This is a genomic window from Actinoplanes siamensis (assembly GCF_016862395.1).
Taxonomy (GTDB): Bacteria; Actinomycetota; Actinomycetes; order Mycobacteriales; family Micromonosporaceae; genus Actinoplanes; species Actinoplanes siamensis.
In genome coordinates, this window is record NZ_BOMW01000047.1 from 13,305 (window position 1) to 35,222 (window position 21,918).

Below are 21,918 nucleotides of genomic sequence, written 5' to 3' on the forward strand. Positions count from 1 at the left end.
GTGACCACATTTCAGCAAGGAGTTCTCCCGTGACCAGCAACTTCCCCGAACTGCCCGTCGTGGTCATCGGCGCCGGACCCGTCGGCCTAGCCGCCGCCGCCCAGCTCACCGAACGCGGCCTGCCGTTCCTCGTCCTGGAATCAGGCGACAACCCGGCCGCCGCGGTACGAGCGTGGGGGCACGTGCGGCTGTTCTCCCCATGGCGGTACAACATCGACGCGGCCGCCGCCCGGCTGCTGGCCGCCGCCGGGTGGGTGCGGCCCGACGACGACTGGCTGCCCACCGGCGCCGAGCTCGCCGCCGACTATCTCCAGCCGCTCGCCGACCTGCCCACCCTGAAGCCGCACGTCCGCTACGAATCACGGGTCGTGGCGGTGACGCGGCTCGGTCTGGACCGGGTCCGCAGCGCCGGCCGGGAGCAGACCCCGTTCCTGGTGCGCCTTGCCGATGGCCAGGACGTCCTCGCCCAGGCCGTGATCGACGCCTCTGGCACCTGGAGCACCCCGAATGTGCTCGGCGCCTCCGGCATCCCCGCGCACGGCGAGACCGCGGCAGCCCGGTTCCTCGAGTCCGCCCTTCCGGACGTCCTGGCCGGCGACCGGGACCGCTTCGCCGCGCGTCACACGCTGGTTGTCGGCGCCGGTCACTCCGCCGCAAACACCCTTCTCGCGCTAGCCGAACTCGCTGAGCAAGCGCCCGGCACCACCGTGACGTGGGCGATCCGCGCGAGCGGCCCGGCCCGCACGTACGGCGGTGAGGCGGCCGACGCCCTGCCCGCCCGTGGTGCGCTCGGTTCCCGGCTGCGCGAGCACGTCGAGAACGGCACCATCACGCTGCTGTCCGGCTTCTCCGTCCAGACCGTCACCACGAGCGGGGACACCGTGACGGTCTCCGACGGCGAACGCTCCGTCACCGCCGACCGGATCGTGTCGGCGACCGGCTTCCGCCCGGACCACACGATCACCGGAGAGTTGCGGCTCGACCTGGACCCGGTCCTCGGCTCCACCCGGGCCCTGGCCCCGCTGATCGACCCGAACGAGCACTCCTGCGGCACCGTCCCGCCGCACGGCGCCGACGAACTGGGCCACCCCGAGCCGGGCTACTACGCGATCGGCGTCAAGAGCTACGGGCGGGCGCCGACGTTCCTGCTGGCCACCGGCTACGAACAGGCCCGCTCCGTCGTCGCGGCTCTGGCCGGCGACTGGGAGGCCGCCCGGGACGTGCAGTTGGACCTGCCCGAGACCGGCGTCTGCAGCACCGACCTGCTTGACGCGCAGGAGACCGCCACGGCAGGCGGCTGCTGCGGCACCCCCGCCGCCGTTGCGGAACCGCCCGGGCGCGGGCTCGCCACCGGCATCTCCGGCGGCCTGCTCACCGCACCGCTGAACCTGATCACCCTCGAGCAGGAGCCGGCCGAGGGACAGCCCGGCTCCTGCTGCTGACCCCGGTGAACAGCATCGACCCGCCGGCCACCCGAGGTGGCCGGCGGGTGTTCTACGGCTGGTGGCTCGTCGCCACCTTCGCCATCACCCAGACCATCGGGTACGGGACCCTCTACTACTCGTTCGCCGTCCTGCTACACCCGATCGCCGCCAGCCTGCACACCACCCCGGCGGCGGTGACCGGAGCGCTCACCACGGCGATCCTCGTCCAGGCGGCCATGGCGATGCCGGTCGGACGTCTGCTCGACCGGCACGGCGGCCGCGCCCTGATGACCGCCGGCAGCGTCCTCGGCGCCGGCATGCTCATCGCCTGGTCCCAGGTCCAGGCAGTGTGGCAGCTGTACCCGGTCTTCGCCGGACTCGGCGTGGCCATGGCGATGGCCCTCTACGAACCCGCCACCGCCGTACTCGTCTCCTGGTTCGACGCCGGCCGCCGCCCCCGCGCGATCCTCGGCATGATCGTCGTTGCCGGATTTGCCAGCACTGTCTTCATGCCGCTGACCGGCTGGCTCAATGACCGGAACGGCTGGCGCATCACCCTGATGCTGCTCGCCGCCTTCTATGCGAGCGTCGCGGTCCCGCTGCACGCGCTCGTCGTCCGCCGCCCACCATCAGCCCCACGCGCGTCGCGCCACAGCACCTCCGCGTACCGCCGGATCCTGATTCTCGCCGCGGTACGGGATAGCCGGTTCTGGTGGCTGGCCGCCGCGTTCGTCGCCCACGCCGCCGCGATGACCACCATGACCGTCCACCTCGTCGGCTACCTCACCAGCCGCGGCCACCCGGCCACCTTCGCCGCCACTATCGCCGGGCTGCTCGGTGTCCTCTCCGTCACCGGCCGGCTCCTGCTCACCGCCACCGGACGCCGTATCCGGCTGCACCGCCTCGTCGCCGCCATCTTCGCCCTGCAAGCCGTCGCCGCGTTCAGCCTGCCCCTGCTCGCCGGCACCCGCCCCGGGGCGATCCTCGCCGTGACCGCGTTCGGGCTCGGCTTCGGCATCTCCAGCCTCGCCACCCCGCAACTGCTCGCCGACCGCTACGGCACCACCGCCTACGCCAGCATCGCCGGCACCCTCGCCACGTTCGTCACCCTCGCCAAAGCCTGCGCCCCGCTTGCCGCCGCCGGCCTGCTCACCAGCACCGGCGGCTACCTGATCGCGGTGGCCGCCATCGGCACCGCCTGCCTGATCGCCGGCGGCAGCATCCTCACCCGCGCCGACGATCCACGACCCACCGAGGCGCAAACCGTTGCGGAGGCCGCGGCCGGGCGTGCCTGACCACCCGGCGCTTACGGCACCGGCACTGGGCGGGTCCGGGCCAGCGCCCACGCCACCGGAACACAAAACCCATACATGAGCAGGCCGTACGCCAGCAGTGTCAGCGTGACCGTCGGCGAGGCCGCGGCCGCGAAGAACAACCCCAGCGTCAGATTCCGCACCCCGGTCGTCATCGCGACCGCCCGCCGCTGCGCGGCAGCACCCAGCCCGGGCACAACGGCCGGCGTCAGGCTGGCGCCCACCAGCACGGCGATCACGGCGACACCGGCCCATCCCACCTGCGGCAACCGACCCACCCCCGTGATCACGAAATACAGGACGAGACCGGCGAGGAGCACGTCCGCCACCCGCCGCGCCCACCCGTGCAGCCGAGCCGCGGCGCCGGGCCTCGTCCGGCGCAGCCACATCCCCACGGCCAGTGGCACCACCTGTCCGAGCAGACCACCACCCACCACCAGCACCCCGGCAGCGCCGGACGGAACCACACCCTGACCCGCCACCGCCGCCCACACCGGGACACAGAGCAACCCGACCGGAGCGAGAACCACCTGCAGGCCGGCACTGACCGCCAGATCCCCGCGGGCATGCAACGTCAACAGCGCCTCTGTGCCACCACCGGGTGCGGCAGCCGCCAGCAGCACCCCCAGGGAAACCTCCGGCCGCAGACTTGCAACCGTCACCAGCACGACGGCCAGCCCCGGCAACACGATCACATTGGCGGCAACCGCGATCACCACGAGGCCGCGCCGGGCCGCGAGACCACGAAAATCGTCCACTGTCGCGGCCGTACCGACCGCCAGCATCGACGCGACCAACAGCACCGCGACCACGACCGTGCTCACCGCGCCACCCGCCGCACCGCGTGCCGGCCCGAACGCTGCAGCAGCCCATCGAGCACGTGGGCGGCGTCCCGGCCGACTCCCCGCAGCGTGGCCGAGGCGAAGCTGCGCTGCCGCTCCAACCCCACGAACCCCAGCCCCGCGACCGACGTCGACAGCCCGCCCGCATGCACCGGGACACCATCCTCATCGAGGGCTCCCGTACCGGCCAGATACGGCAGATCCGGGCGGTAACCGGTCGCCAGCAAGACAACGTCGACCTGCTCGGCCATGCCATCGGCCCACACCACCCGGTCACCCTCGAGCCGTATGAACAACGGTCGATGATCCGGGCGCCCGACACGGATCGCCGCCCGGTACCGGCCGTCGTCGATCACCGGCACCGTACCCGTCACCAGCCGCGGACCCCACCGCGAGGTGTCGAGACCGGTCCGGGCCAGCCACCAATGGAAGTCCCGGCCCAAGATCCGCTGTGCCTGGAAGCGCAGCGGCCCCCGCGTCGTGAGACTCACCGCCGCCACCTGCGCGAGTTCCACCGCGACCTGCGCCGCCGAGTTACCGCCACCGACCACCACCACCCGCTCACCGGCGAACCCGTCGGTATTCCGGTACTGCGCCGCGTGCAGCACCCTGCCACTGAACGAGTCCAAGCCCGGCAACGCCGGCCACATCGGGGTGCCGAATCCGCCGCTTGCCGCCACCACCACCGGTGCCCGCACCACCGAGCCGTCCGCCACCGAGATCGTGAAAGCGCCGTTCCCGGCGGTGACCCGCTCGATCGAGCCCGCCGCGGTGGAGGCGCCGGAGTTTGCGATCCCGGCTGCCGGTGAGCAACCCACCGCCGGTACTCCGGTGGCGATACCGCGGGGGCCGGTGCAGCTGGCGTTGCCGTTCGCGGAGCCGCGGCCCCGCAGCCTGCGGGTCATGCCGGTGACGGCCCCGGTGGGCAATAGGCAGACAGCAGAAAACCCCACCAGGCTCCACGTAGAACGTGAATAACCTGCATGGGGTTTAACGTGTCCGGAGGGGGACTTGAACCCCCATGCCCTTGCGGGCACTAGCACCTCAAGCTAGCGCGTCTGCCATTCCGCCACCCGGACTTGCCCATACAGCTTAGCGGCATCCGTTTCCCCGCTGTTTGCCGGGGGTTTCGGCTGCCTCGTCGGCCGCACAGGTGAGAACAGTACACGGTCCCCGGAGCCGCCCGCAGTAGGGGTGGGTGAGCGGACATTGCGGGCATGGTGGGGCAGAAGGGGATTCGGCCTGGTTTTGCGGAGGAGTAGCGGGCAGCATGGCGGGGTGTCCCACCCCTCCCCGTTGACTCCGGCCCTGGAACGCGCGCACTCGCTGGTTGCCGCTGGTGATCCGGCGGGGGCGGCCGAGGTGCTGGAACGTGCAATCGAAATCGGTCAGGCAACGCTGAGCCAGGATGATCCGGATGTGCTGGCGACGCAGCGGGAGCTGGCCTCGGTGCGTCGCCAGGCCGGGGATGCGGCGGCGGCCCGGCGGGTGCTCCAGGCGGCGTACCAGGCGGGGCGGTTCGGGCTTGGCGACGATGATCCGCTGATGCTGCAGATCTCCTACGACCTCGGGGTGGTCGCGGAGGAACTGGGGGAGCGGGAAGAGGCGCGGGCCGCGTTCGGCAGGGTGGCCGATTTCGGACCGATGATGCTCGGGGCGGGGCACTGGGCGGTCACCCGGGCGCAGGCTTATCTGGGGCAGGATTCCGATCCGGCGGTACGGGCGGAGCCCGGCCCCCAGGCGCCGCGCAGCGCACCGGCGATGCCGGATCTGCCGCCCGACAATCACCCGACGGTGTTGTGGCCGGCGCTGCCGCAGCCGCGGGAACCCGACTTCCGGCCCCAAGGTAATCCCTGGTCGGGAGAGCCCCGCCGGCCTCCCGCGCCGCCGCCGGTCCCCGAGCCGCGCCAGCCGGAATCAGACGCCCAGCCCACGCCGCCGCCAAACCCCGGGCAACGCCGGGCGGAACCGGATGCCCAGCCCACGCCGCCGCCGATCCCCGGCCCGCGCCGGGGAGAACCGGATGCCCAGCCCGCGCCGCCGCGGCCGTTCGGCCTGCTCCCGCCGCCGAGCGCGCTGAAGCTGCCGTCGCGCGAGCCGGCGAACCCGCTGCCGACCGGCCCGTTTCCGTCCCCGCCGAGCCGGCCCGGGAATCAACCCGAAGGTGAGCTCGGAACGCGCCCTGAAACAGGAACGCGCCGCGACGTGACGGACGCGGAGCCCGAACGAGAGACGAAGGACACATTCCCCCCGGAGTCCCCGTGGGGCCCCGCCCCGAGGATCACCAGAGAACCCGCCGAGAACCCGTTCCAGCAGCTCAAGCCGGGAGTCTTCGGAACACCGGGCGCCGAGGCCGCCCGACCGCTCTACCACGGTGCCAATGACGCCGTGGTCGTCCAGCGCCCCGACCCGGTCGTCATGCCGCTCCGCCGGACGGAGCCCGGAACCGCCCCTGAGGTCATCCCGGGCGAGCAGCCGCCGGCTCATCTGGATCCGCCGGTACGGCCGGCGGCCACGCCACGACCAGAATCGGTCACGCCGCCGCTGGCCGACGAAGCCACCACGACTCTGCCGACAGTGGACCGGGAAGCCCCCGCGGAGCCGAAGCCGTTCACCCCGTGGTCCGATTTCAACAGCTGGCCCGAAGAGCCGGAGCCGTTACCGGATCCGCGGCCGCAGCTGGATCGGTGGACGCGGCCGGAGCCGGAGCAGCGCCGGCAACCACGGCTGCGCCAGCAGCCGAGTCCAGAGCCGCCGCCACACCCGGCCCCCGAGCCGCTGGCACCGGTGCGGTCCGCGTCCCGTGCCGCCCCCTACCAGCCGACCGCCCAACCCGGCGTCTACCACCAGCCCACCGTCCACCAGGGCGTCTACCACCAGGGAACGGACGGGACCTGGCAGGGCGGCCCGGGGCCGGCGGCGGATCCGCTACCGGACCCGATCCCCACGAGCGCCGCTGACCGGTCGTACAAAGGCAATAAAAAACGCGGCATGGCCCTCTTCGCCGTGATCGCCGCGACCCTCGCCGCGATCGTCGCGGTAGCGGCGTTGGTCTTCAGCCTCGCGCAGGGAAGCCGCAAGGGTGACGAGGGCGACGACCCGCCCGGCGCCCCGACACTCGCCGGATCCCCGCCCGGGGACGTCAAGCTGTCCGATCTGGGTAGCAAGATCGACGTGACCTGGACCGACCCGTCCGGCTCCACAGTGAGCTTCATGGTCACCATGGCGCATCCCGGAGAGCAGTTGAAACCGGTCAGCACCGTGGGTCCTGGACAGACCTCCCGGCGCATCGAAGGGCTCAGCCCGGCACTCGACTACTGCTTCGCCGTCGTCGCCGTCTACGCGACCGACAAGTTCGCCACCTCTCCACAGGTCTGCACCGACCGGGGCAAGAAGTGATCTAGCTGGCTGTCCACAGGCGGGAACGGTGGGTATCGACGCCCGCCGCGATCCCCCTATGATGGCCTGCGTCCTTGACACGCCAAGCTCTGCTAACGGGGGGACAACCGCAGTGAGCAGCACAGACGCAGCGCCGGCAGGCGCTCGCAAGCGTCGGTTACCAGGTCGTGGATATCTCGTCACGATGGGAACGGTGCTGGCGCTCGCCGGTGGTCTCGGCCTGACCGTGTTCGGGCTCGGCACGGCGGACGAGGCCGTGGCCAGTTTCGACGCGGCCTCCTGGGTGTGGAGCCGGGCCAAGGGTGAGGTCTCCCGGGTCAACGGCGTGACGGCGAAGATCGACACCCGGGTCGACGTGGGCCAGGCCCGCGGGCACGGGCTGGAGGTCAGCCAGAGCGACCGGTTCGTCATCCTGCGCGACGTCAACACCGGCGCGATCGGTTCGATGGATCTCACCGACCTGCAGACCTTCTGGAACCAGCAGATGTCCCCGGGTCTCGGCGTGAGCGTCGCGCTGCACGACGGCTCGGCGTTCGTCGTGGACTCGGTGCAGGGCAAGGTCCAGCAGGTCGACCCGGCCAGCCTGCAGGCGGTCGGGCAGCCGATCAGCCTTCCGCCGGGCATCACCGGCGGCCGGTTCGACGGCAAGGGCCGGCTCTGGATCGTGGCGCCCGGCGAGGGCACCGTCACCGCGATCGCGCCCGCTCCGGCGAAGGACGGCGGGACTACCGGCGAGCCGCGGATCCTGCGCACCGAGCCGGTCGGCGGCGCCAGCCACGACTTCCAGCTGACCACTCTGGACGACGGTGTCGCGGTCCTCGACCGCACGACCAACGAGCTGGTCCGGCTCGGTGACACCCCCACCTCGCGGGCCACGCTGCCGCTCACCGGGCCGGGCACCCTGCCCGAGCACACCGACGGCAGCACCGTCGCGGTCACCGTGCCGCAGACGCGCCAGGTGATCGGCGTCGACCCGCAGGGCGCCGTCAAGGCCAGGTTCACCGTGCCCGGCGCCGCGTCGTCGCTGCAGCCCGCGGTGAGCTGGGAGGGCTTCTACTACGTCGCCGACACCGACGGCGGCACGGTGCACGTCTTCGACCAGGGTGGCCAGGAGCAGAAGCCGATCACCTTCCGGAGTCCCGGGGGCTCGCTGGAGCTCGACGTCCGGGAGAGCTACCTGTTCATCAACGCGCCCGGCTCCCCGGTCGCGCAGGTGGTGGACAACCAGCACGGTGTCCGCCCGGTCGACAAGTACGCCGACGACGTGCTCGGCGGCGACCCGCCGAAGGTGAAGACGCCACCGGCCCCGCCGAAGAAGAAGAAGCCGGCGAAGCCGGCGATCACCAAGCCGGGCGCCCCGCGCAACGTGCGCGCCGCGGCCGGCAACGCCGAGGCCCGGGTCACCTGGCAGGCGGCGCCGGACAACGGCGCGGCCATCACGAAGTACGTGGTGACCGGCGGCGGCAGGACCGTCGACGTCGGCGCCGACCAGCGCTCCCTGCTGGTCACCGGCCTGACCAACGGCGAGACCTACATTTTCCGGGTGCACGCGGTGAACGCCAGGGGCGCCGGCCCGGACCGGGCCAGCAACCCGGTCAAGCCGACCTCCGAGGTCCCCGACCCGCCGGGCACGCCGGTCGCCGAGGCCAGGGCGGACGGTTCGGTGACGGTCACCTGGCCCGCGGCGAACGGGCAGGGCCTGGCCATCGAGCGGTACACGGTGACCGCGGTGACCGAGGGCGGCACGTCCCCGGTCGGCGACGCCGAGGAGCCGTCGATGAGCATCGCGGCCGGCCAGCTCGACTACGGCAAGCAGTACGCGTTCACCGTCGTCTCGGTGAACGAGCGCGGCGCCGGCTCGAAGGCGTCCGGCGTGAGCAACAGCGTGGTGCCGTTCACCAAGCCGGCCAGGCCGGCGGACCTGAACGCCACCACGGTCGCCGACCAGGCCGGCGCCATCCGGGTCACCTGGTCCCCGCCCGCCGACAACGGCCGCGCCATCAGCAGGTACGTGGTGCGGGCCGGCGAGAAGAGCGTCGACGTCGCGGACGGCACCGACGCCACGCTGAACGGCTTCGGCGCCGGCCAGAACGTGCAGGTCCAGGTCGTCGCGGTGAACGAGGGCGGGGAGAGCGAGCCGGCGACGGCGACCGCCCGCACGGTGGCCGCGCCGACGGTCACCATCACCGGCACGACCACCACCTTCAACAGCGCGACCGTGGGCCTCAGCGTGAACGCCGGCGGCGGCACGGCCACCTGCTCGCTGGCGGTCACCGGGGGCACCGGGTCGAGCGGCAGCTGCAGCAGCCTCAAGGCCACCAAGCTCAAACCGGGCACCAGCTACACGTTCAAGGTGACGGCGAAGAACGCGGCCGGCACGGTCACCAAGCAGAGCACCAAGTCCACCGCGGACCTCTACGGCACCGCGACCTGCATCAACGGTGACAGCGGCGACCAGCGGACATATTGCGACGAGGATGTGCCGGGCCGCAACGGCAACGAGATCTTCAAGGTCACCCGGCAGGACAACGACCAGCAGGCCGGCTGGGTGGAGAACGGCACCCGCCTGAAGGCGTACTGCAAGAAGACCGGCGAGAACGTCGACTCCTACGTCTACAACAACCAGAAACAGAGCACCTGGTGGATCCAGATCGACTACAAGGGGAAGACCTACATCCCCTGGGCCTGGCTGAATCTGGACGGTGGCGACGACCTGGACAACCTGCCGCCCTGCTGATGAGGAACCCGTGAGCCCCGAACCGCTGCCCCCGTCGTACGTCTCCGGCTTCGCCCAGGTCGCCGGGCAGCTCGCCGAGCGGATCGGCTCGATCGTGCTGGGCAAGCCGGAGGTCGTCCGGCTCGCCCTGACCGCGCTGTTCGCGCAGGGGCACGTCCTGCTCGAGGACGTGCCCGGCGTCGGCAAGACCACCCTGGCCCGGGCGCTGGCCGCGTCGATCCGCGGGCAGTGGCGGCGCATCCAGTTCACCCCCGACCTGCTGCCGTCGGACGTCTCCGGCGTCACGATCTTCAACCAGTCGAGCCGCGCCTTCGAGTTCCACCCCGGTCCGGTGTTCGCCAACATCGTGATCGCCGACGAGATCAACCGGGCGTCGCCGAAGACCCAGTCCGCGCTGCTCGAGGTGATGGAGGAACGCCGGGTCACGGTGGACGGCGTGCCGCACCCGGTGCCGCAGCCGTTCCTGGTGGTCGCCACGCAGAACCCGGTCGAGATGGACGGCACCTACCGGCTTCCCGAGGCCCAGCTGGACCGCTTCCTGGTCAAGCTCTCCGTCGGCTACCCCGACGAGGAGGTCGAGATCGAGGTGCTGCGCGGCGCCGCGGTCCGCTCGCCCGACTCGCTGGAACCGGTCACCGACACCACCACCGTCGGCGAGATGGTCAAGATGGCGCTGCAGGTCCACGTGGCCGACCCGCTGTACGCGTACGCGGTGCGCCTGGCCGCCGCCACCCGCAACCACCCGCAGGTCCGGGTCGGCGTCAGTCCCCGCGGCGTGATCGCCCTGACCCGCGCGGCGTGCGCCTACGCGCTGATCAACGGCCGCGGCTACGTCCTCCCGGAGGATTTGAAAGCGCTGGTCGAGCCGGTCTTCGCGCATCGCGTGCTGCTGTCCGCCGACGCCCAGCTGCGCGGCGTCACCGCGACCGAGGTGCTCGCCGACGCCATCACCTCGGTGCCGGTGCCGCTGCCGGCGGGCGCGTGACCACTCGCGGGCGCGACGCCGGGGAGCGGGTCGCGGCGGCGGTTCCGCTCACCGCTCGTGGCGTCGGGAAGGTGGTCGCGGAGGCGGTTCCGCTCACCGCTCGTGGCGTCGGGGAGCGGGTCGCGGCGGCGGTTCCGCTCACCGCTCGTGGCGTCGGGCTGCTGGGCGCGGCGCTGGTCCTGCTCGTCGCCGGCTTCGGGTTCGGCTACCCGGATCTGGCCCTGCTCGGCACGGCCGCGCTGGGCGCGGCCGGCTGCGCGCTCGCCTTCGCCTACTGGCGGCCGCGGCTCGGGGTGCGCCGCGTCGCCGAACCCGACCGGGTGGCGCGCGGCGAACCGGCGCGGATGGAACTGACCGTCAGCAACACCAGCCGGCTGCGCGCGGCCAGCATGATCGCCACCGACAGGTGCGGCGGCGGCAGCGTCCCGGTGCCGCTGCTGCGCCTGCGGCCCGGCATGGACACCAGCGTCGCCTACCCGGTGCCGACCACGCGCCGCGGCATCGTCCCGATCGGACCGCTGCGGATCACCCGCGGCGACCCGCTCGGCCTGGTCACGCTGAGCCGGACGTACGGCGAGGTGGCCCACGTCTGGGTGCACCCGCGGATCCACCTGCTCCGTGCCACGCCGGCCGGGATGGCCCGCAGCCTCGACGGGCGCGTCGACAAGGTGCCGCAGGGCACGATCACGTTCGACGCGCTGCGCGAATACGTGCTCGGCGACGAGCTGCGGCGGGTGCACTGGCGCAGCTCCGCCAAGGTCGGCGAGTTGATGGTCCGCGAGCAGCTGGACACCGCGGAACCGACGATCGTGGTGCTGCTCGACGACCGTGCCGGGGCCTACCCCGATCCGGAGGCGTTCGAGTCGGCCTGCGAGGCGGCCGCGTCGATCGTCGCGGCGGCCGTCCGCGAGGATCTGCCGGTCGGGCTGCACCTGGTCACCACCGTGGCCGTCGGCCCCTACCTGGACGTGCTCACCGAGGTGCAGCCGCGGCCGGGCGACCTGGACGCGACGCTGCGGCGGCTGCGGGCCCAGCGGCTCGGCGACACGCTGGTCTTCCTGACCGGGCCGGGCGGGCGCGCCGACCTGGGCACGGTCAGTTCGCTGCGCGGGACGTACCCGGTGGTGCTGGCCGCGCTCTTCGGCGACCGGGACGCGGCTCCGGTCCCGGCCGGCGACCGCCTGATCGTCATCGAGGCCGCAGACGGCGCCGAGTTCGCCGCCGCCTGGGACGGGGTGCGCGGATGGTGACACCCCCCGAAGACCCGCGGGTGACGCCTTCCATGGACCCGCGGGTGGTGACGCCTCCCGAAGACCCGCGGGCAAGAGTGACGCCGTCCGGAGGCGCGCGGTTGAGGGTGCGGCCTTCCAAAGACCCACGGGTGTACGTCGTCCCGCCTGCCATCGCCGGCATGCTGGTCCTCGCCGGCGTGGTGCTGGGCCGCATCTATGCCGACGGGCTGCTGCTCCAGCTGGTCGCGGGCGCCGCGGTCGGCTCGGTCGGCGCCGGGCTGGCGACCAGACGGCTGCCGTCGTGGACCGCCGCGCCGATCTCCACGGGACTGCTCGTCGCGTGCACCTCAATCGCTCTGAAAATGGCCGCAGGCCATGCCGGGGTGACCACGGCGTTCCCGGCCATGGTCCGCGACGCCCTGGTCAACGGCATCCCCCGGCTGCTCACCGCGATGATCCCGGTCGAGTCCACCCCGGACACGGTGGTCGTCCCGGTGATCGCCACCTGGCTCGCCGGACTGGCCGCGGCCGAGGTCGGGATCCGCGCCCGGCGCGTGCTGCTCGGCTCGGTGACGCCGCTGCTGCTCTATGCCGGCGCGCTCTACGTGGTCGGGCCGAACGCGGGCGCCGCGGTGGGACCCACCCTGGGGTTCGTGGCGCTGGTGGCCGTCGCGCTCGCGGTCTCGGCCCGCCGCGCCGGGACGCCCGGCGCCCCGCACGGCGACCGCCGCGCCGGGACGGCCGGCGCGGCCTCCGGGACGAGAGGGGCGTTCGGTGGCGCGGCGGCCGGGCTGGCCGCGGTCATCGGGCTCGCCGCGGTGGCCGGCCCGTGGATCAGCGGCCAGGTCGCCACCGCGCCGGTCGACCCCCGGCAGTACGTCGAGCCCCCGCAGGTCGACAGCCTCGACGAGAGCCCGCTGAACCGGATCTCCGGTTGGATGCTCACGCCCGGGCAGCGGCTCTTCGCCTACCAGCCGGAGACCCCACCGACCGGCCGGTCGAAAACGGCCAGGGTGCGCCTCGCGGTGCTCTCCGACTACGACGGAGTGACCTGGAAGGTGGGCGGGGTCTACCGCAACGCCGGACGGGTGCTGCCGGAAGCGGTCGCCCTGCCCGGCGCGGAGGTCACCGAGGTGCGGCAGCGGATCACCATCGCCGGGCTGACCGGCCGCCTGCTGCCGGCCGTGGCGACCCCGGCCGAGCTGACCGGCACGCGCGTGGCCTACGACGCGGACACCGGGACCCTGATCCGGCCGGAGAGCCTGATCAACGGGCTGACCTACACCGTCACGTCCAGGGTGCCGGCGCCCGACCTGAACATGCTGCCCACCGCGCAGTCGCCGGCCGGCGACGCGGTGGTGCGCCACCTCACCGTGGGCACCGGTGTGCCGGACCCGATCCAGCGGCTCGCCGAGCATCTCGCGGACGGGAACGGCGCCTCCTACGACAGGGCCGTCGCGATCCAGGAGTTCCTCGCCCGGCACTACCGGGAGACCGCGGACGCGCCGAGCGGGCACGCGTTTCCCAACCTCGCGTATTTTCTCTTCGGGCCGCGCGGCCAGGGCGGCCAGGAGGGCACGTCGGAGCAGTTCGCGGCGTCGTTCGCGCTGCTCGCGCGGCTCACCGGGCTGCCCAGCCGGGTGGTGGTCGGGTTCGACGCGCCGGCGGCCGGGGGCGAGGTGACCGGCGGGGACGCGATCGCGTGGCCGGAGGTGCTGTTCGACGGGCTGGGCTGGGTGCCGTTCGACCCGATGCCGAGCAGCGACGATCCGACTCCGGTGGAGCAGGACTTCATCCCGAAGCCGAGCACGCCGCCCACCACGCCGCCGCAGTCGAGCGCCGCCGCTCAGGCGCCGGCGCCGTCGGTGTCCACGGTCGTCGCGCCGAGCCGGGCCGCGGGTGGCGTGCCGGCCGGGGTGGTGGCCGGCGGGGCAGCCGGGGCGGTGCTGGCGGTGCTGGTGGTCGCCGCCCTGGCGGTGGTCCAGCTGCGGCGCGGGTTGCGGCGCAGGCGGCTGTACGAGGGCAGCCCGGATCATCGGATCGCCGGGGCGTGGCTGGAGTTCACCGACGCGTTGCGGCTGGCCGGGCAGCCGGTGCCGGCTCATCTGTCGGCCACCGAGATGGCGTCGTACGCGGCGCGGCCGCCGGTCCCGGCGCGCGGCGGCCTGTTGCGGAGGGCGGCTCCGGAGTCCGTGGTGGCGGTGCTCGACGGGGCACCGGCCGGGAGCGCGGAAGATGACCCCCGGGCCGGCGTGGCAGCCGACCGGGGCCCGGGCGCGCCGCTGGCGCCGCTTCCGCCGCTGGACGAGTTGGTCGGTGCGCTGAACACGGTCGGATTCGCGCCGGGGGCGGCGGACGCCGGGCAGGCGGATCGGGCGGGGGCGCAGGCGCTCGCGTATGCGGCGGCGCTGCGGGAGCGGCGCTCGTGGTTGCGGAAACTGTGGTGGACCGTCCACCCGGGGCCGCTGCGCTGGCACCGCTGAGTGCTGTCCGGTCGGGCCGCGGCGCCGCCGGGATCCGCGGTCCGACCGGGAAGGTGCGGTGACGCCGGAGCTCGCGGTGGCGCCGGGAGGCTGCTGTGACGCCGGGAGTTCCGGCGGCCCGGAAGTCGCGGCAGTCGCGATGGTCGAGGGCGCCGGCGATCGAGTGGCGCCGGTGGCGGTGACCGAGCGGCGGGGGCGATCCGAGTGGCGCCGGCGGCGGTGACCGAGCGGCGGGGGTGATCCGAGTGGCGCCGGCGGGGGTGATCCGAGCGGCGGCAGTGGCCGCCGCGGCCGGTTAACGATCTTGGAGGGCATCGTATTTCGGCTGGTCACCCGTGGGGCTGGTCGCCGGTGTGTCGACGATTCAATCGCGGGGGGCGGTGGCGGCGCGCAGTGGATAGTGAACCCGCCCGGATGCTGATCATGGCGTCCACGGAGTGGGAGTGGACCTACACATGGAAAGCGCCGAAATCACGCCCGTACGGCCGCGCCGGATCGGTGCCGCGCTGGGAGCGGCGATGTTGATGACCGTCGCCGGTGGCTGCACCGGGGACGACGAGAAGCCGTTCGCGGGAGAGCTGCCGCCGCCCGGCGCGATCTGGGAGACGCTGGAGCCGCCGCTGCCGGACGTGGCCGGCGACGGCGCCGTGCCGCAGCCGGAGCAGCCCGGCGGCACGACCGGCCGGCAGCAGGGCGGTCCCGGCCAGGCCGGCAACGGTCAGGGCGGGCCCGGCCGGGGCGGCTTCGGCCAGGCAGGCAGCGGCTCCGGCGGAATCGGCGCGCCGCTCGGCGGCGCCGGTTCCGGACATGCCGGACAATCAACAGCCAATGGTGGTACGACAGGTGCCGGCCACCGGAGCGGCACCCGCGCGCTGGGCCCGGCCGGGAACGTCGTGGCCACCCCGGGAGCCGACGCCCCGGGCGGCGCCCTCGGCCTGGGCGGAACAGTCGTCCACACCCCGGGCATCGCCGGAACGGTGGTCGGCGGGCCTGGCCTCGGCGGTCCCAGCCCGGCGGCCCCGGGCCAGCCGGGCGCCGGCCAGCCACCGGTCCGCCGGCCCGGTCCGGCCCTGGCCGGCGCGAACGGCCAGCCTGTCCCGGGCGGGGCGAACCCCGGCGGAGTCCGGCCGATCCGCCCGCCGGTACTGGCCCAGCCGGTGAGCGCACACACCGCGCCGGTGGTGACCCCGTCGGGCAGCCGCCCGGTCGCCGTCGTGCCCCCGGCCGACCGTCCGGGCGCCGTGGTGCCGGTCCGTCGCCCGGACGCCATCGTGCCGCCGGTCCGGGGCCCGATCACGGTCCATCCGCCGGTTCGGGGACCGTTCACGGCTGTGCCGCCGCTTCGCGGGCCGATCGGCGTCGTGCCGCCCGCCCACCACCCGGTCGCCGCGCCGCCGGTCGCCGCGCGTCCGGTGGTCAAGCCGGCCGTGATCGTGCACCGGCCGAAGCCGGACCGCCCGGTCAAGGTGAACGGCGGTCGGCCCGCGGGCAACGGCAACCGGCACCGGGACGACGACCGCCGGACCACGGTCAATGCCAACCGGCACCGCGGCGACGACCGGCACCGCCAGAACCGGCCCACCTGGAACCGCCCGGCCTGGGTACGCGACGTGGACACGCCGATCAGCGCCGACCTCCAGTGCGACCGTTTCCACAGCGGGATCACCGACATCAGGCTGATGAGCGGTCTGCTCGGCAAGTCGGCCATGTGCTTCGACACCCGCGACAACGCGGGGTACCTGCTGAAGACCGGGATGCCGTTCGCGATGCCGCGCGCCGACTACGACGGCTCGTGGAGCCAGCGCACCCGCATCGACGACTGGGACGACGACTTCGGGATCGCCGACGCCGTGGACGGCGTGGTCGACGAAGCGCTGGACAACGCCCTGGGCGGCGGCCTGTTCGGCGTCGACTACGGGCGCCGGGCCCCGAACGGCCACGGCCACCAGGCGCGATCCCACGAACACCACGCTCACCGTGACCGGGCGGAGGACGATCGCGCTGACCGTGACCGGGCGGACGACCGTGTGCACGGCGACCGGGCCGACGGCGCCCGGCCGCACCGGGACGGACGCCACGAAACCGGGCGCGACGCTCACGGCGTACCACCGCAATCGGCACTGCCGGACCAGCGGCAAGCGCAAGCGGACCAGCAGGCCGGCCGGATCGCCGCAGGCGAGCGGAAGGACAAGCACGACGTCGGCTAGCGAGCCAGGGTGAACGGCGCTGCCGCCCAGGGCCCCGGGCGGCAGCGCCGCGCTCAGGCCAGCTCGGCCATCACCAGGTCGATCGCCCGGGTGAGCGCCGCCCGGGACTCGTCGGTGTCGTCCTTGATGTCGAACGAGTGCTGCCCCTCCGGCACGTCGACGATGGTCAGGTTCGCCTTGGCCGCCGCGGTCACGAACGCGTCGACCGCGCCCGCGATCCCGGGGTTCTCCCGGCCCACCCGGGTCAGCACGATCGGCAACTCCCCGGCGCCGGCCACCGCCGTGATCGGGTCGAACCGCGGATCCGCCGGCCACCCCGGGAACGGCGCCAGCAGCGGATAGCTCAGCGCCACCACGCGCAGCCAGGACGGCGGCTCGCGGAACCAGTCCGCCGCGAACAGGCCGCTGCCGGAGTAGAACCAGAGGGCCAGGCGGTTCTCGTCCACCCGCGGATCGCTGCGCAGCGTCTCCAGCGCGGCCTCGACGTTGGCCGAGCCCACCGGGTACTCCTCGGGGGTGTGCAGGCGGTGGTCGACCACCGCGCCGACCGCCCCGCGGGCGGCGGCGAGCCGGGCGTACCCCTGGAAGACCGGCCAGTCGCGCTGCGTCGGGCGCACCTCGGCGGGCAACGGCCCGCCGGGCACGACGAGGACCGCCGGCCGCGGTTCGGTGACCTCGTCGGGCAGGTAGAGGTCCAGGAACTCGTGGCGTTCGGGAGTGCGGGCATCGACCGGAAGAACGAAGGGCTTCAGGAAGTCCATCGACAGATCCTAACTTCTTAAGGAAGTGGCCGGGCCGGCCGATCAAACAGTGGTGGAGGAGGAGCGACTCGGGGCGCTGCACGAGTACCGGCTGCTCGACACCCCGCCGGAGGCCGAGCTGCAGGCCGTGCTGCGGGTCGCCGCGACCGTGGCCGGAGTGGGCTCGGCCAGCCTCAACCTGATCGACGAGCACCGCCAGTACCAGCTGATCCGGATCGGCGGGGCCCCTGTCGAGTGCGCCCGCTCCGACTCGATGTGCGCGGTGCGGTTCGAGGCGGGCGCCTTCGTGCACGTGCCCGACGCCCGGGCGGACCCGCTCTACCAGCACAACCCGTGGGTCACCGGCGGCCTGGGCCGGATCCGCTTCTACGCCTCGGCGCCGCTGATCACCCCGGAGGGGTACGCGCTCGGCACGCTCTGCGTCTTCGGCGACCACCCGCACGAGCTGACCGCCACCCAGATCGCCGAGCTCACCGACCTGGCCGGGATCGTCGTGGCGTTCTTCGAACGGCGCAGGCAGGGCCGCCTCACCGCCGACCTGGCCACCGCCGCGCGCACCAGGCAGCAGTGGACCGAGACCCTGCTCGACACGGTCGACGCCGCGGTGATCGCCTGCGACGAGCACTTCCGGGTGACGTTCTGGAACCGCGCCGCCCGCGAGTGGCACGGCAAGAGCGGCGAGGGCGAGGCCGACCCTCCGGTCGGCATCGCCGAGCGATTCGGCCTGTACGAGGCGGACGGGACGACGCCGATCCCGGATCCCGAACTGCCTCTGTGGGTCGCCCTCACCAAGGGCGTCACCGTCACCGGGCGGGAGATGGTGATCCGCCGCCCGGCCGGCGACCCGGTCCACGTGCGGGCCAACGCCAGCCCGCTGCGCGGCCCCCACGGCGAGATCAACGGTGCGGTCCTGGCCCAGGTCGACGTGACCACCGACCGGCTGCGCCGCCGCCTGGTCGAGCAGGCCCGGGAACGGCTCGCCGCGGCCAACGCCGAGCTGGAACGTTCGAACGCGGACCTGACCAACTTCGCCGCCGCGGTCAGCCACGACCTGATCGCCCCGCTCTCCGCGGTCGGCGGGTTCCTGGAACTGCTGGCCCTCGAGGGGTATCCGGAGGCGGCGAAGGGGTCGGCCGAGGTGGCCAGGATGCGGGACGTGATCGACGGCCTGCTGGCCGACGCGCTCGCGGCCCGTTCCTCGGCCGCGGCCGCCCGCGCTTCGGGAATGGCGGCCGGCGCTTCAGGATCGGCGGCTGGTCGCCGATAGGGGAGAGGTGGATCTGGTCGAGCAGCGGGTGGGTGATCGCGAGAAGCGGCGGCTGGCCGTGTTGCACGAGTACCGCCTGCTCGACGCGCCAGCCGGCGACGAGCTGGAGGCGGTGGTCCGGGTCGCGGCCACGGTGGCCCGCGTGCCGACCGCCACGCTCAACCTGATCGACGAGAACCGGCAGTGCCAGCTCACCACTGTCGGCTTCGAAGGCGGGATCTCGGCCCGCTCCGACTCGATGTGCGCGGTCCGGTTCGAGAGCGGCGAGTTCACCTACGTCCCGGACGCCCGCCTCGACCCGGCCTACCGCGCCAACCCGTGGGTCACCGGCGTGCTCGCCGGCGTGCGCTTCTACGCCTCCGCACCGCTGGTCACCCCGGACGGGTACGCGCTCGGCTCGCTCTGCGTCTTCCACGACCAGCCGCACACCCTGGACGCCGGGCAGGTGGCCCGGCTCAAGGACCTGGCCCAGGTGATCGTGGCGCTGTTCGAGCGCCGCCGGCAGGCCCGCATCAACGCGGAGCTGGCCGAGATCGCCGAGGCCCGGCAGCGCTGGACCGACACGCTGCTGGACACCATCGACGTGGCGGTCGTCGCCTGCGACCGTGACGGGCGGCTCAACCTGTTCAACCGCGCCGCCCGGCAGTGGCACGGGCTGGACGCGGATCCGTCCGCCGACCCGAGCGAGTATGCGAGCAGGTACTCGCTCTTCGAGCCCGACGGCGACACCCCGCTGCCGGCCGAGCGCATCCCGCTGCTGCGCGCGCTGCGGGAGGGCACGGTCAGCAACGCCGAGATGATCATTCGCCGCAGCTCCGGCGAAAGCATGCACGTCACCGCGAACGGCCGCGCGCTGATCGGCCCGGACGGCACCCCGCTCGGCGCGGTGGTCGCGATGAACGACGTCACCATCGACCGCGCCCAGCAGCGGGTGATCGAGCACGCCCGCCGGGAGCTGGCCGCCGCCAACGAGGAGCTGCGCCGCTCCAACACCGACCTGAACAACTTCGCCGGCGCGGTCAGCCACGATCTGGTCGCCCCGCTCGGCGCCGTCGGCGGCTACCTGGAACTGCTCGAGGACGTCGTGCAGGGGCAGCCCCGGGAGTGGGTGGACGCGGCGTCGCGCGCGGTCACCCGGATGCGCGACCTGATCGGCTCCCTGCTCGGGTACGCGCGTGCCGGCAGCGCCCCGATCCGGTGTGTCCGCGCCGAGCTCGGGGAGGTCTTCGACAGCGCTGTCGCCGACCTGCACGCCGAGATCAACGCGGCGCGGGCGGCGGTGCTGGCTCCGACGCCGCTGCCGCAGGTCTCCTGTGATCCGGTGCTGGCCCGCCAACTGCTCCAGAACCTCATCGCGAACGCGATCAAATACCGCCATCCGGACCGTCTGCCACGGGTCGAGGTGACAGCGGAGCGGGACGGGGCCGGCTGGGCGGTGACGGTGGCGGACAACGGGACGGGGATCCCGGAGGGCCAGCGGAACCGGGTCTTCGACATGTTCACCCGCGTGGAGGGGACAGCCGTGGCCGGGCACGGGATCGGGCTGTCCAGCTGCCTGCGCATCGTGGACCGGCACGGCGGCACGATCCGCGTGGCGGACAACCCCGGCGGCGGCACCCGGATCATCTTCACCCTGCCGGACCAGAGCGCCTGAAATCCGGTTCGGTACGACCAAGCACGCGCTCGGCCACGACGGCCGGCCGCCTCGAGCGGCCTCTGGCCGCCAGCCGGGCTCGCGCGGCCGGGCTGCCTCCGGTTGCCGTTGTGGGCGGAGCTTTCTAGCCTCGGCCAGGTGACAGTGGATCTGTTCGATGCGTCCGCCATGTACGACGACGACTACCTGCACTTCTTCGCCGGCCCGCCCGCGAAGGTCACCCACGGCCCGGCGGTGCCCACCGACCACGGCGGCTCGCCGACCGCCGACCGCCTCTGGCGGCTGCTGGACCTGGAGCCCGGGATGAGCGTGCTCGACGTCGGCTGCGGCCACGGCTCGCTCGCCAACGCCCTGGCCGGACGGGGCTGCCAGGTGACCGGACTCGACTTCTCCACGGTGTTCCTGGAGCGGGCCCGATCGGACGCCACCGCGCAGGGCGTGGACGTCGACTACCGGGCCGGAGACATGCGCGAGCTCCCGCGGGAGTGGACCGGGCGCTTCGACCGGCTGGTCAACTGGTCCACGGCGTTCGGGTACTTCGACGATCCCACCAACCGGCGGGTGCTGGCCGAGATGGCGCGCGTGCTCAGACCCGGCGGCCGGCTCGCCATGGATCTGGACAACCAGATCAGGTTCCTGACCTCCTGGACGCCGTCGCGGGTCACGGTCGCCAAGGAGAACGGCGACATGCTCGTCGACAGGCATCGCCTCGACGCGCTGACCGGCCGCTTCGAGGTGGAGCGCACGGTGATCCGGGACGGGACGGTGCGGACGCTGACGTTCCTCAAGCGGCTGTTCGGCTTCCCGGAACTGCGCGACTGGTGCGTCGCCGCCGGATTCGGCGAGGTGTCGGCGTACGGGGAGGACGAGCGGCCGCTCACCGCGGAGCACCACCGCATGGTCATCCGGGCCGTGAAGTGACGCCCGCGGACGCCACCGGCCGGCGGATCGGCGTCGTGAGCTGGGACGACGAACGGCCCCTCCCGGGTGGGAAGGACCGTGAGCGGTGCGGCTCAGCCGCTGTCGGCTGACTGTTGGCGTTGGAGTTTCCGGTTCTGTTCGAGGGCTTCCTCGAGCTGGTCCTCGAGAATGATGATCCGGCAGGCGGCTTCCAGGGCGGTGCCCTGATCGACCATCTCCCGGGCGCGTGCGGCGAGGCGCAGCTGGTATCGCGAGTAGCGGCGGTGCCCACCGGCCGAGCGGAACGGGGTGAACAGTCTTTCCTCGTCGAGCCGTCGCAGGAAGTCCGGCGACGTGCCGGCGATCTCCGCGGCGCGGCCCATCGTGTAGGCGGGGTAGTCGTCGTCCCCGAACATGTCGTCGGGTCGGGTCATATACGAGTCTCCATGACGAGGACCCCGGCGCGGTTGCGCCGGGGTCCGGGGTTACTGGACTGAAACACCATCACCGGCTCGTTCGCCGGTTTGTCGTGTCCGCACCCGCCGTCATGGACGGCGCGAGGTGCGAGGATCGCATAAGCGTGACCGGAGACCACCTCTCTTCGAAGGCAACTACGGTGTCCGCCCCTGGATCCGGAACGCGATCCGTGGCGGGCGATCCAACGGTGTTCTCGCCCTCCCTTTCCTCTGTTTCCGTTGTTTCTGTGGTGCTGCT

At 73.1% G+C, this 21,918-nt stretch carries 15 protein-coding genes and 1 tRNA gene; 11 read left to right on the plus strand and 5 right to left on the minus strand.

Features of this window, described 5'->3' with window-relative positions:
• Nucleotides 1-29: 29 nt before the first annotated feature.
• Together Asi03nite_RS24215 and Asi03nite_RS24220 are read left to right on the plus strand one after the other, a co-directional pair.
• Nucleotides 30-1,442 (plus strand): FAD-dependent oxidoreductase, encoded by a 1,413-nt coding sequence (locus tag Asi03nite_RS24215; protein ID WP_203682742.1) that lies wholly within the window; start codon nt 30-32, stop codon nt 1,440-1,442.
• A 5-nt stretch (nt 1,443-1,447) separates the two neighbouring features.
• Complete coding sequence (locus tag Asi03nite_RS24220) at nt 1,448-2,719, plus strand: MFS transporter (RefSeq protein ID WP_239102885.1); 1,272 nt, start codon at nt 1,448-1,450, stop codon at nt 2,717-2,719.
• 11 nt (nt 2,720-2,730) lie between these two features.
• On the opposite strand, the gene Asi03nite_RS24225 is transcribed toward Asi03nite_RS24220, so the two are convergent.
• The 3 genes from Asi03nite_RS24225 to Asi03nite_RS24235 all read right to left on the minus strand — a co-directional run bounded on the left by Asi03nite_RS24225 (nt 2,731) and on the right by Asi03nite_RS24235 (nt 4,658).
• Nucleotides 2,731-3,561, minus strand: a complete 831-nt coding sequence (locus Asi03nite_RS24225; RefSeq protein WP_203682743.1) for a bile acid:sodium symporter family protein — start codon at nt 3,559-3,561, stop codon at nt 2,731-2,733.
• Nucleotides 3,558-4,484, minus strand: coding sequence for an NAD(P)-binding domain-containing protein (locus Asi03nite_RS24230; protein WP_203682744.1), 927 nt, complete (start codon nt 4,482-4,484; stop codon nt 3,558-3,560). Before Asi03nite_RS24230 ends, Asi03nite_RS24225 begins: the two co-directional genes overlap by 4 nt.
• Nucleotides 4,485-4,575: 91 nt before the next feature.
• A tRNA-Leu gene (locus Asi03nite_RS24235) sits at nt 4,576-4,658 on the minus strand.
• A gap of 199 nt (nt 4,659-4,857) precedes the next feature.
• On the opposite strand from Asi03nite_RS24235, the gene Asi03nite_RS24240 reads away from it, so the two are divergent.
• From Asi03nite_RS24240 to Asi03nite_RS24265, 6 genes are all read left to right on the plus strand, one after another.
• Nucleotides 4,858-6,978, plus strand: a complete 2,121-nt coding sequence (locus tag Asi03nite_RS24240; RefSeq protein ID WP_203682745.1) for a tetratricopeptide repeat protein — start codon at nt 4,858-4,860, stop codon at nt 6,976-6,978.
• Nucleotides 6,979-7,162: 184 nt separating this feature from the next.
• Nucleotides 7,163-9,715, plus strand: coding sequence for a fibronectin type III domain-containing protein (locus Asi03nite_RS24245; protein ID WP_203682746.1), 2,553 nt, complete (start codon nt 7,163-7,165; stop codon nt 9,713-9,715).
• A 10-nt stretch (nt 9,716-9,725) separates the two neighbouring features.
• On the plus strand, nt 9,726-10,700 hold the full coding sequence (locus tag Asi03nite_RS24250; protein WP_203682747.1) for an AAA family ATPase: 975 nt from the start codon (nt 9,726-9,728) through the stop codon (nt 10,698-10,700).
• A 158-nt stretch (nt 10,701-10,858) separates the two neighbouring features.
• On the plus strand, nt 10,859-11,950 hold the full coding sequence (locus tag Asi03nite_RS24255) for a DUF58 domain-containing protein (protein WP_239102890.1): 1,092 nt from the start codon (nt 10,859-10,861) through the stop codon (nt 11,948-11,950).
• A 131-nt stretch (nt 11,951-12,081) separates the two neighbouring features.
• Complete coding sequence (locus Asi03nite_RS24260; RefSeq protein ID WP_239102886.1) at nt 12,082-14,415, plus strand: transglutaminase TgpA family protein; 2,334 nt, start codon at nt 12,082-12,084, stop codon at nt 14,413-14,415.
• A 455-nt stretch (nt 14,416-14,870) separates the two neighbouring features.
• On the plus strand, nt 14,871-16,622 hold the full coding sequence (locus Asi03nite_RS24265) for a hypothetical protein (RefSeq protein ID WP_203682748.1): 1,752 nt from the start codon (nt 14,871-14,873) through the stop codon (nt 16,620-16,622).
• 53 nt (nt 16,623-16,675) lie between these two features.
• Here Asi03nite_RS24265 and Asi03nite_RS24270 read toward each other — a convergent pair whose 3' ends face one another.
• Nucleotides 16,676-17,383, minus strand: a complete 708-nt coding sequence (locus Asi03nite_RS24270; RefSeq protein WP_203682749.1) for a dienelactone hydrolase family protein — start codon at nt 17,381-17,383, stop codon at nt 16,676-16,678.
• Nucleotides 17,384-17,435: 52 nt separating this feature from the next.
• Here Asi03nite_RS24270 and Asi03nite_RS24275 point away from each other — a divergent pair, with 52 nt between their 5' ends.
• The 3 genes from Asi03nite_RS24275 to Asi03nite_RS24285 all read left to right on the plus strand — a co-directional run bounded on the left by Asi03nite_RS24275 (nt 17,436) and on the right by Asi03nite_RS24285 (nt 21,225).
• The gene (locus Asi03nite_RS24275; protein WP_203682750.1) at nt 17,436-18,650 is read left to right on the plus strand and encodes a sensor histidine kinase; all 1,215 of its coding nucleotides are present in this window, start codon (nt 17,436-17,438) and stop codon (nt 18,648-18,650) included.
• Nucleotides 18,651-18,657: 7 nt separating this feature from the next.
• Nucleotides 18,658-20,304 carry a sensor histidine kinase gene (locus tag Asi03nite_RS24280; RefSeq protein ID WP_239102887.1) on the plus strand — a complete coding sequence of 549 codons (1,647 nt, stop codon included), beginning with the start codon at nt 18,658-18,660 and terminating at the stop codon, nt 20,302-20,304.
• Nucleotides 20,305-20,442: 138 nt separating this feature from the next.
• Entirely contained in the window at nt 20,443-21,225 is a 783-nt protein-coding gene (locus Asi03nite_RS24285; RefSeq protein ID WP_203682751.1) for a class I SAM-dependent methyltransferase, read from the plus strand.
• 92 nt (nt 21,226-21,317) lie between these two features.
• Here Asi03nite_RS24285 and Asi03nite_RS24290 read toward each other — a convergent pair whose 3' ends face one another.
• Nucleotides 21,318-21,638: a MerR family transcriptional regulator gene (locus Asi03nite_RS24290; RefSeq protein ID WP_203682752.1), complete on the minus strand. Its 321-nt coding sequence runs from the start codon at nt 21,636-21,638 to the stop codon at nt 21,318-21,320.
• Between the last annotated feature and the right edge of the window lie 280 nt (nt 21,639-21,918).

Excerpts from the sequence above, each read along its gene's own strand:
- Asi03nite_RS24230 (WP_203682744.1), bottom strand. The coding sequence starts at position 4,484 with ATGACCCGCAGGCTGCGGGGCCGCGGCTCCGCGAACGGCAACGCCAGC.
- Asi03nite_RS24245 (WP_203682746.1), top strand. The coding sequence starts at position 7,163 with ATGGGAACGGTGCTGGCGCTCGCCGGTGGTCTCGGCCTGACCGTGTTC.
- Asi03nite_RS24265 (WP_203682748.1), top strand. The coding sequence starts at position 14,871 with ATGGAAAGCGCCGAAATCACGCCCGTACGGCCGCGCCGGATCGGTGCC.
- Asi03nite_RS24270 (WP_203682749.1), bottom strand. The coding sequence starts at position 17,383 with ATGGACTTCCTGAAGCCCTTCGTTCTTCCGGTCGATGCCCGCACTCCC.
- Asi03nite_RS24290 (WP_203682752.1), bottom strand. The coding sequence starts at position 21,638 with ATGACCCGACCCGACGACATGTTCGGGGACGACGACTACCCCGCCTAC.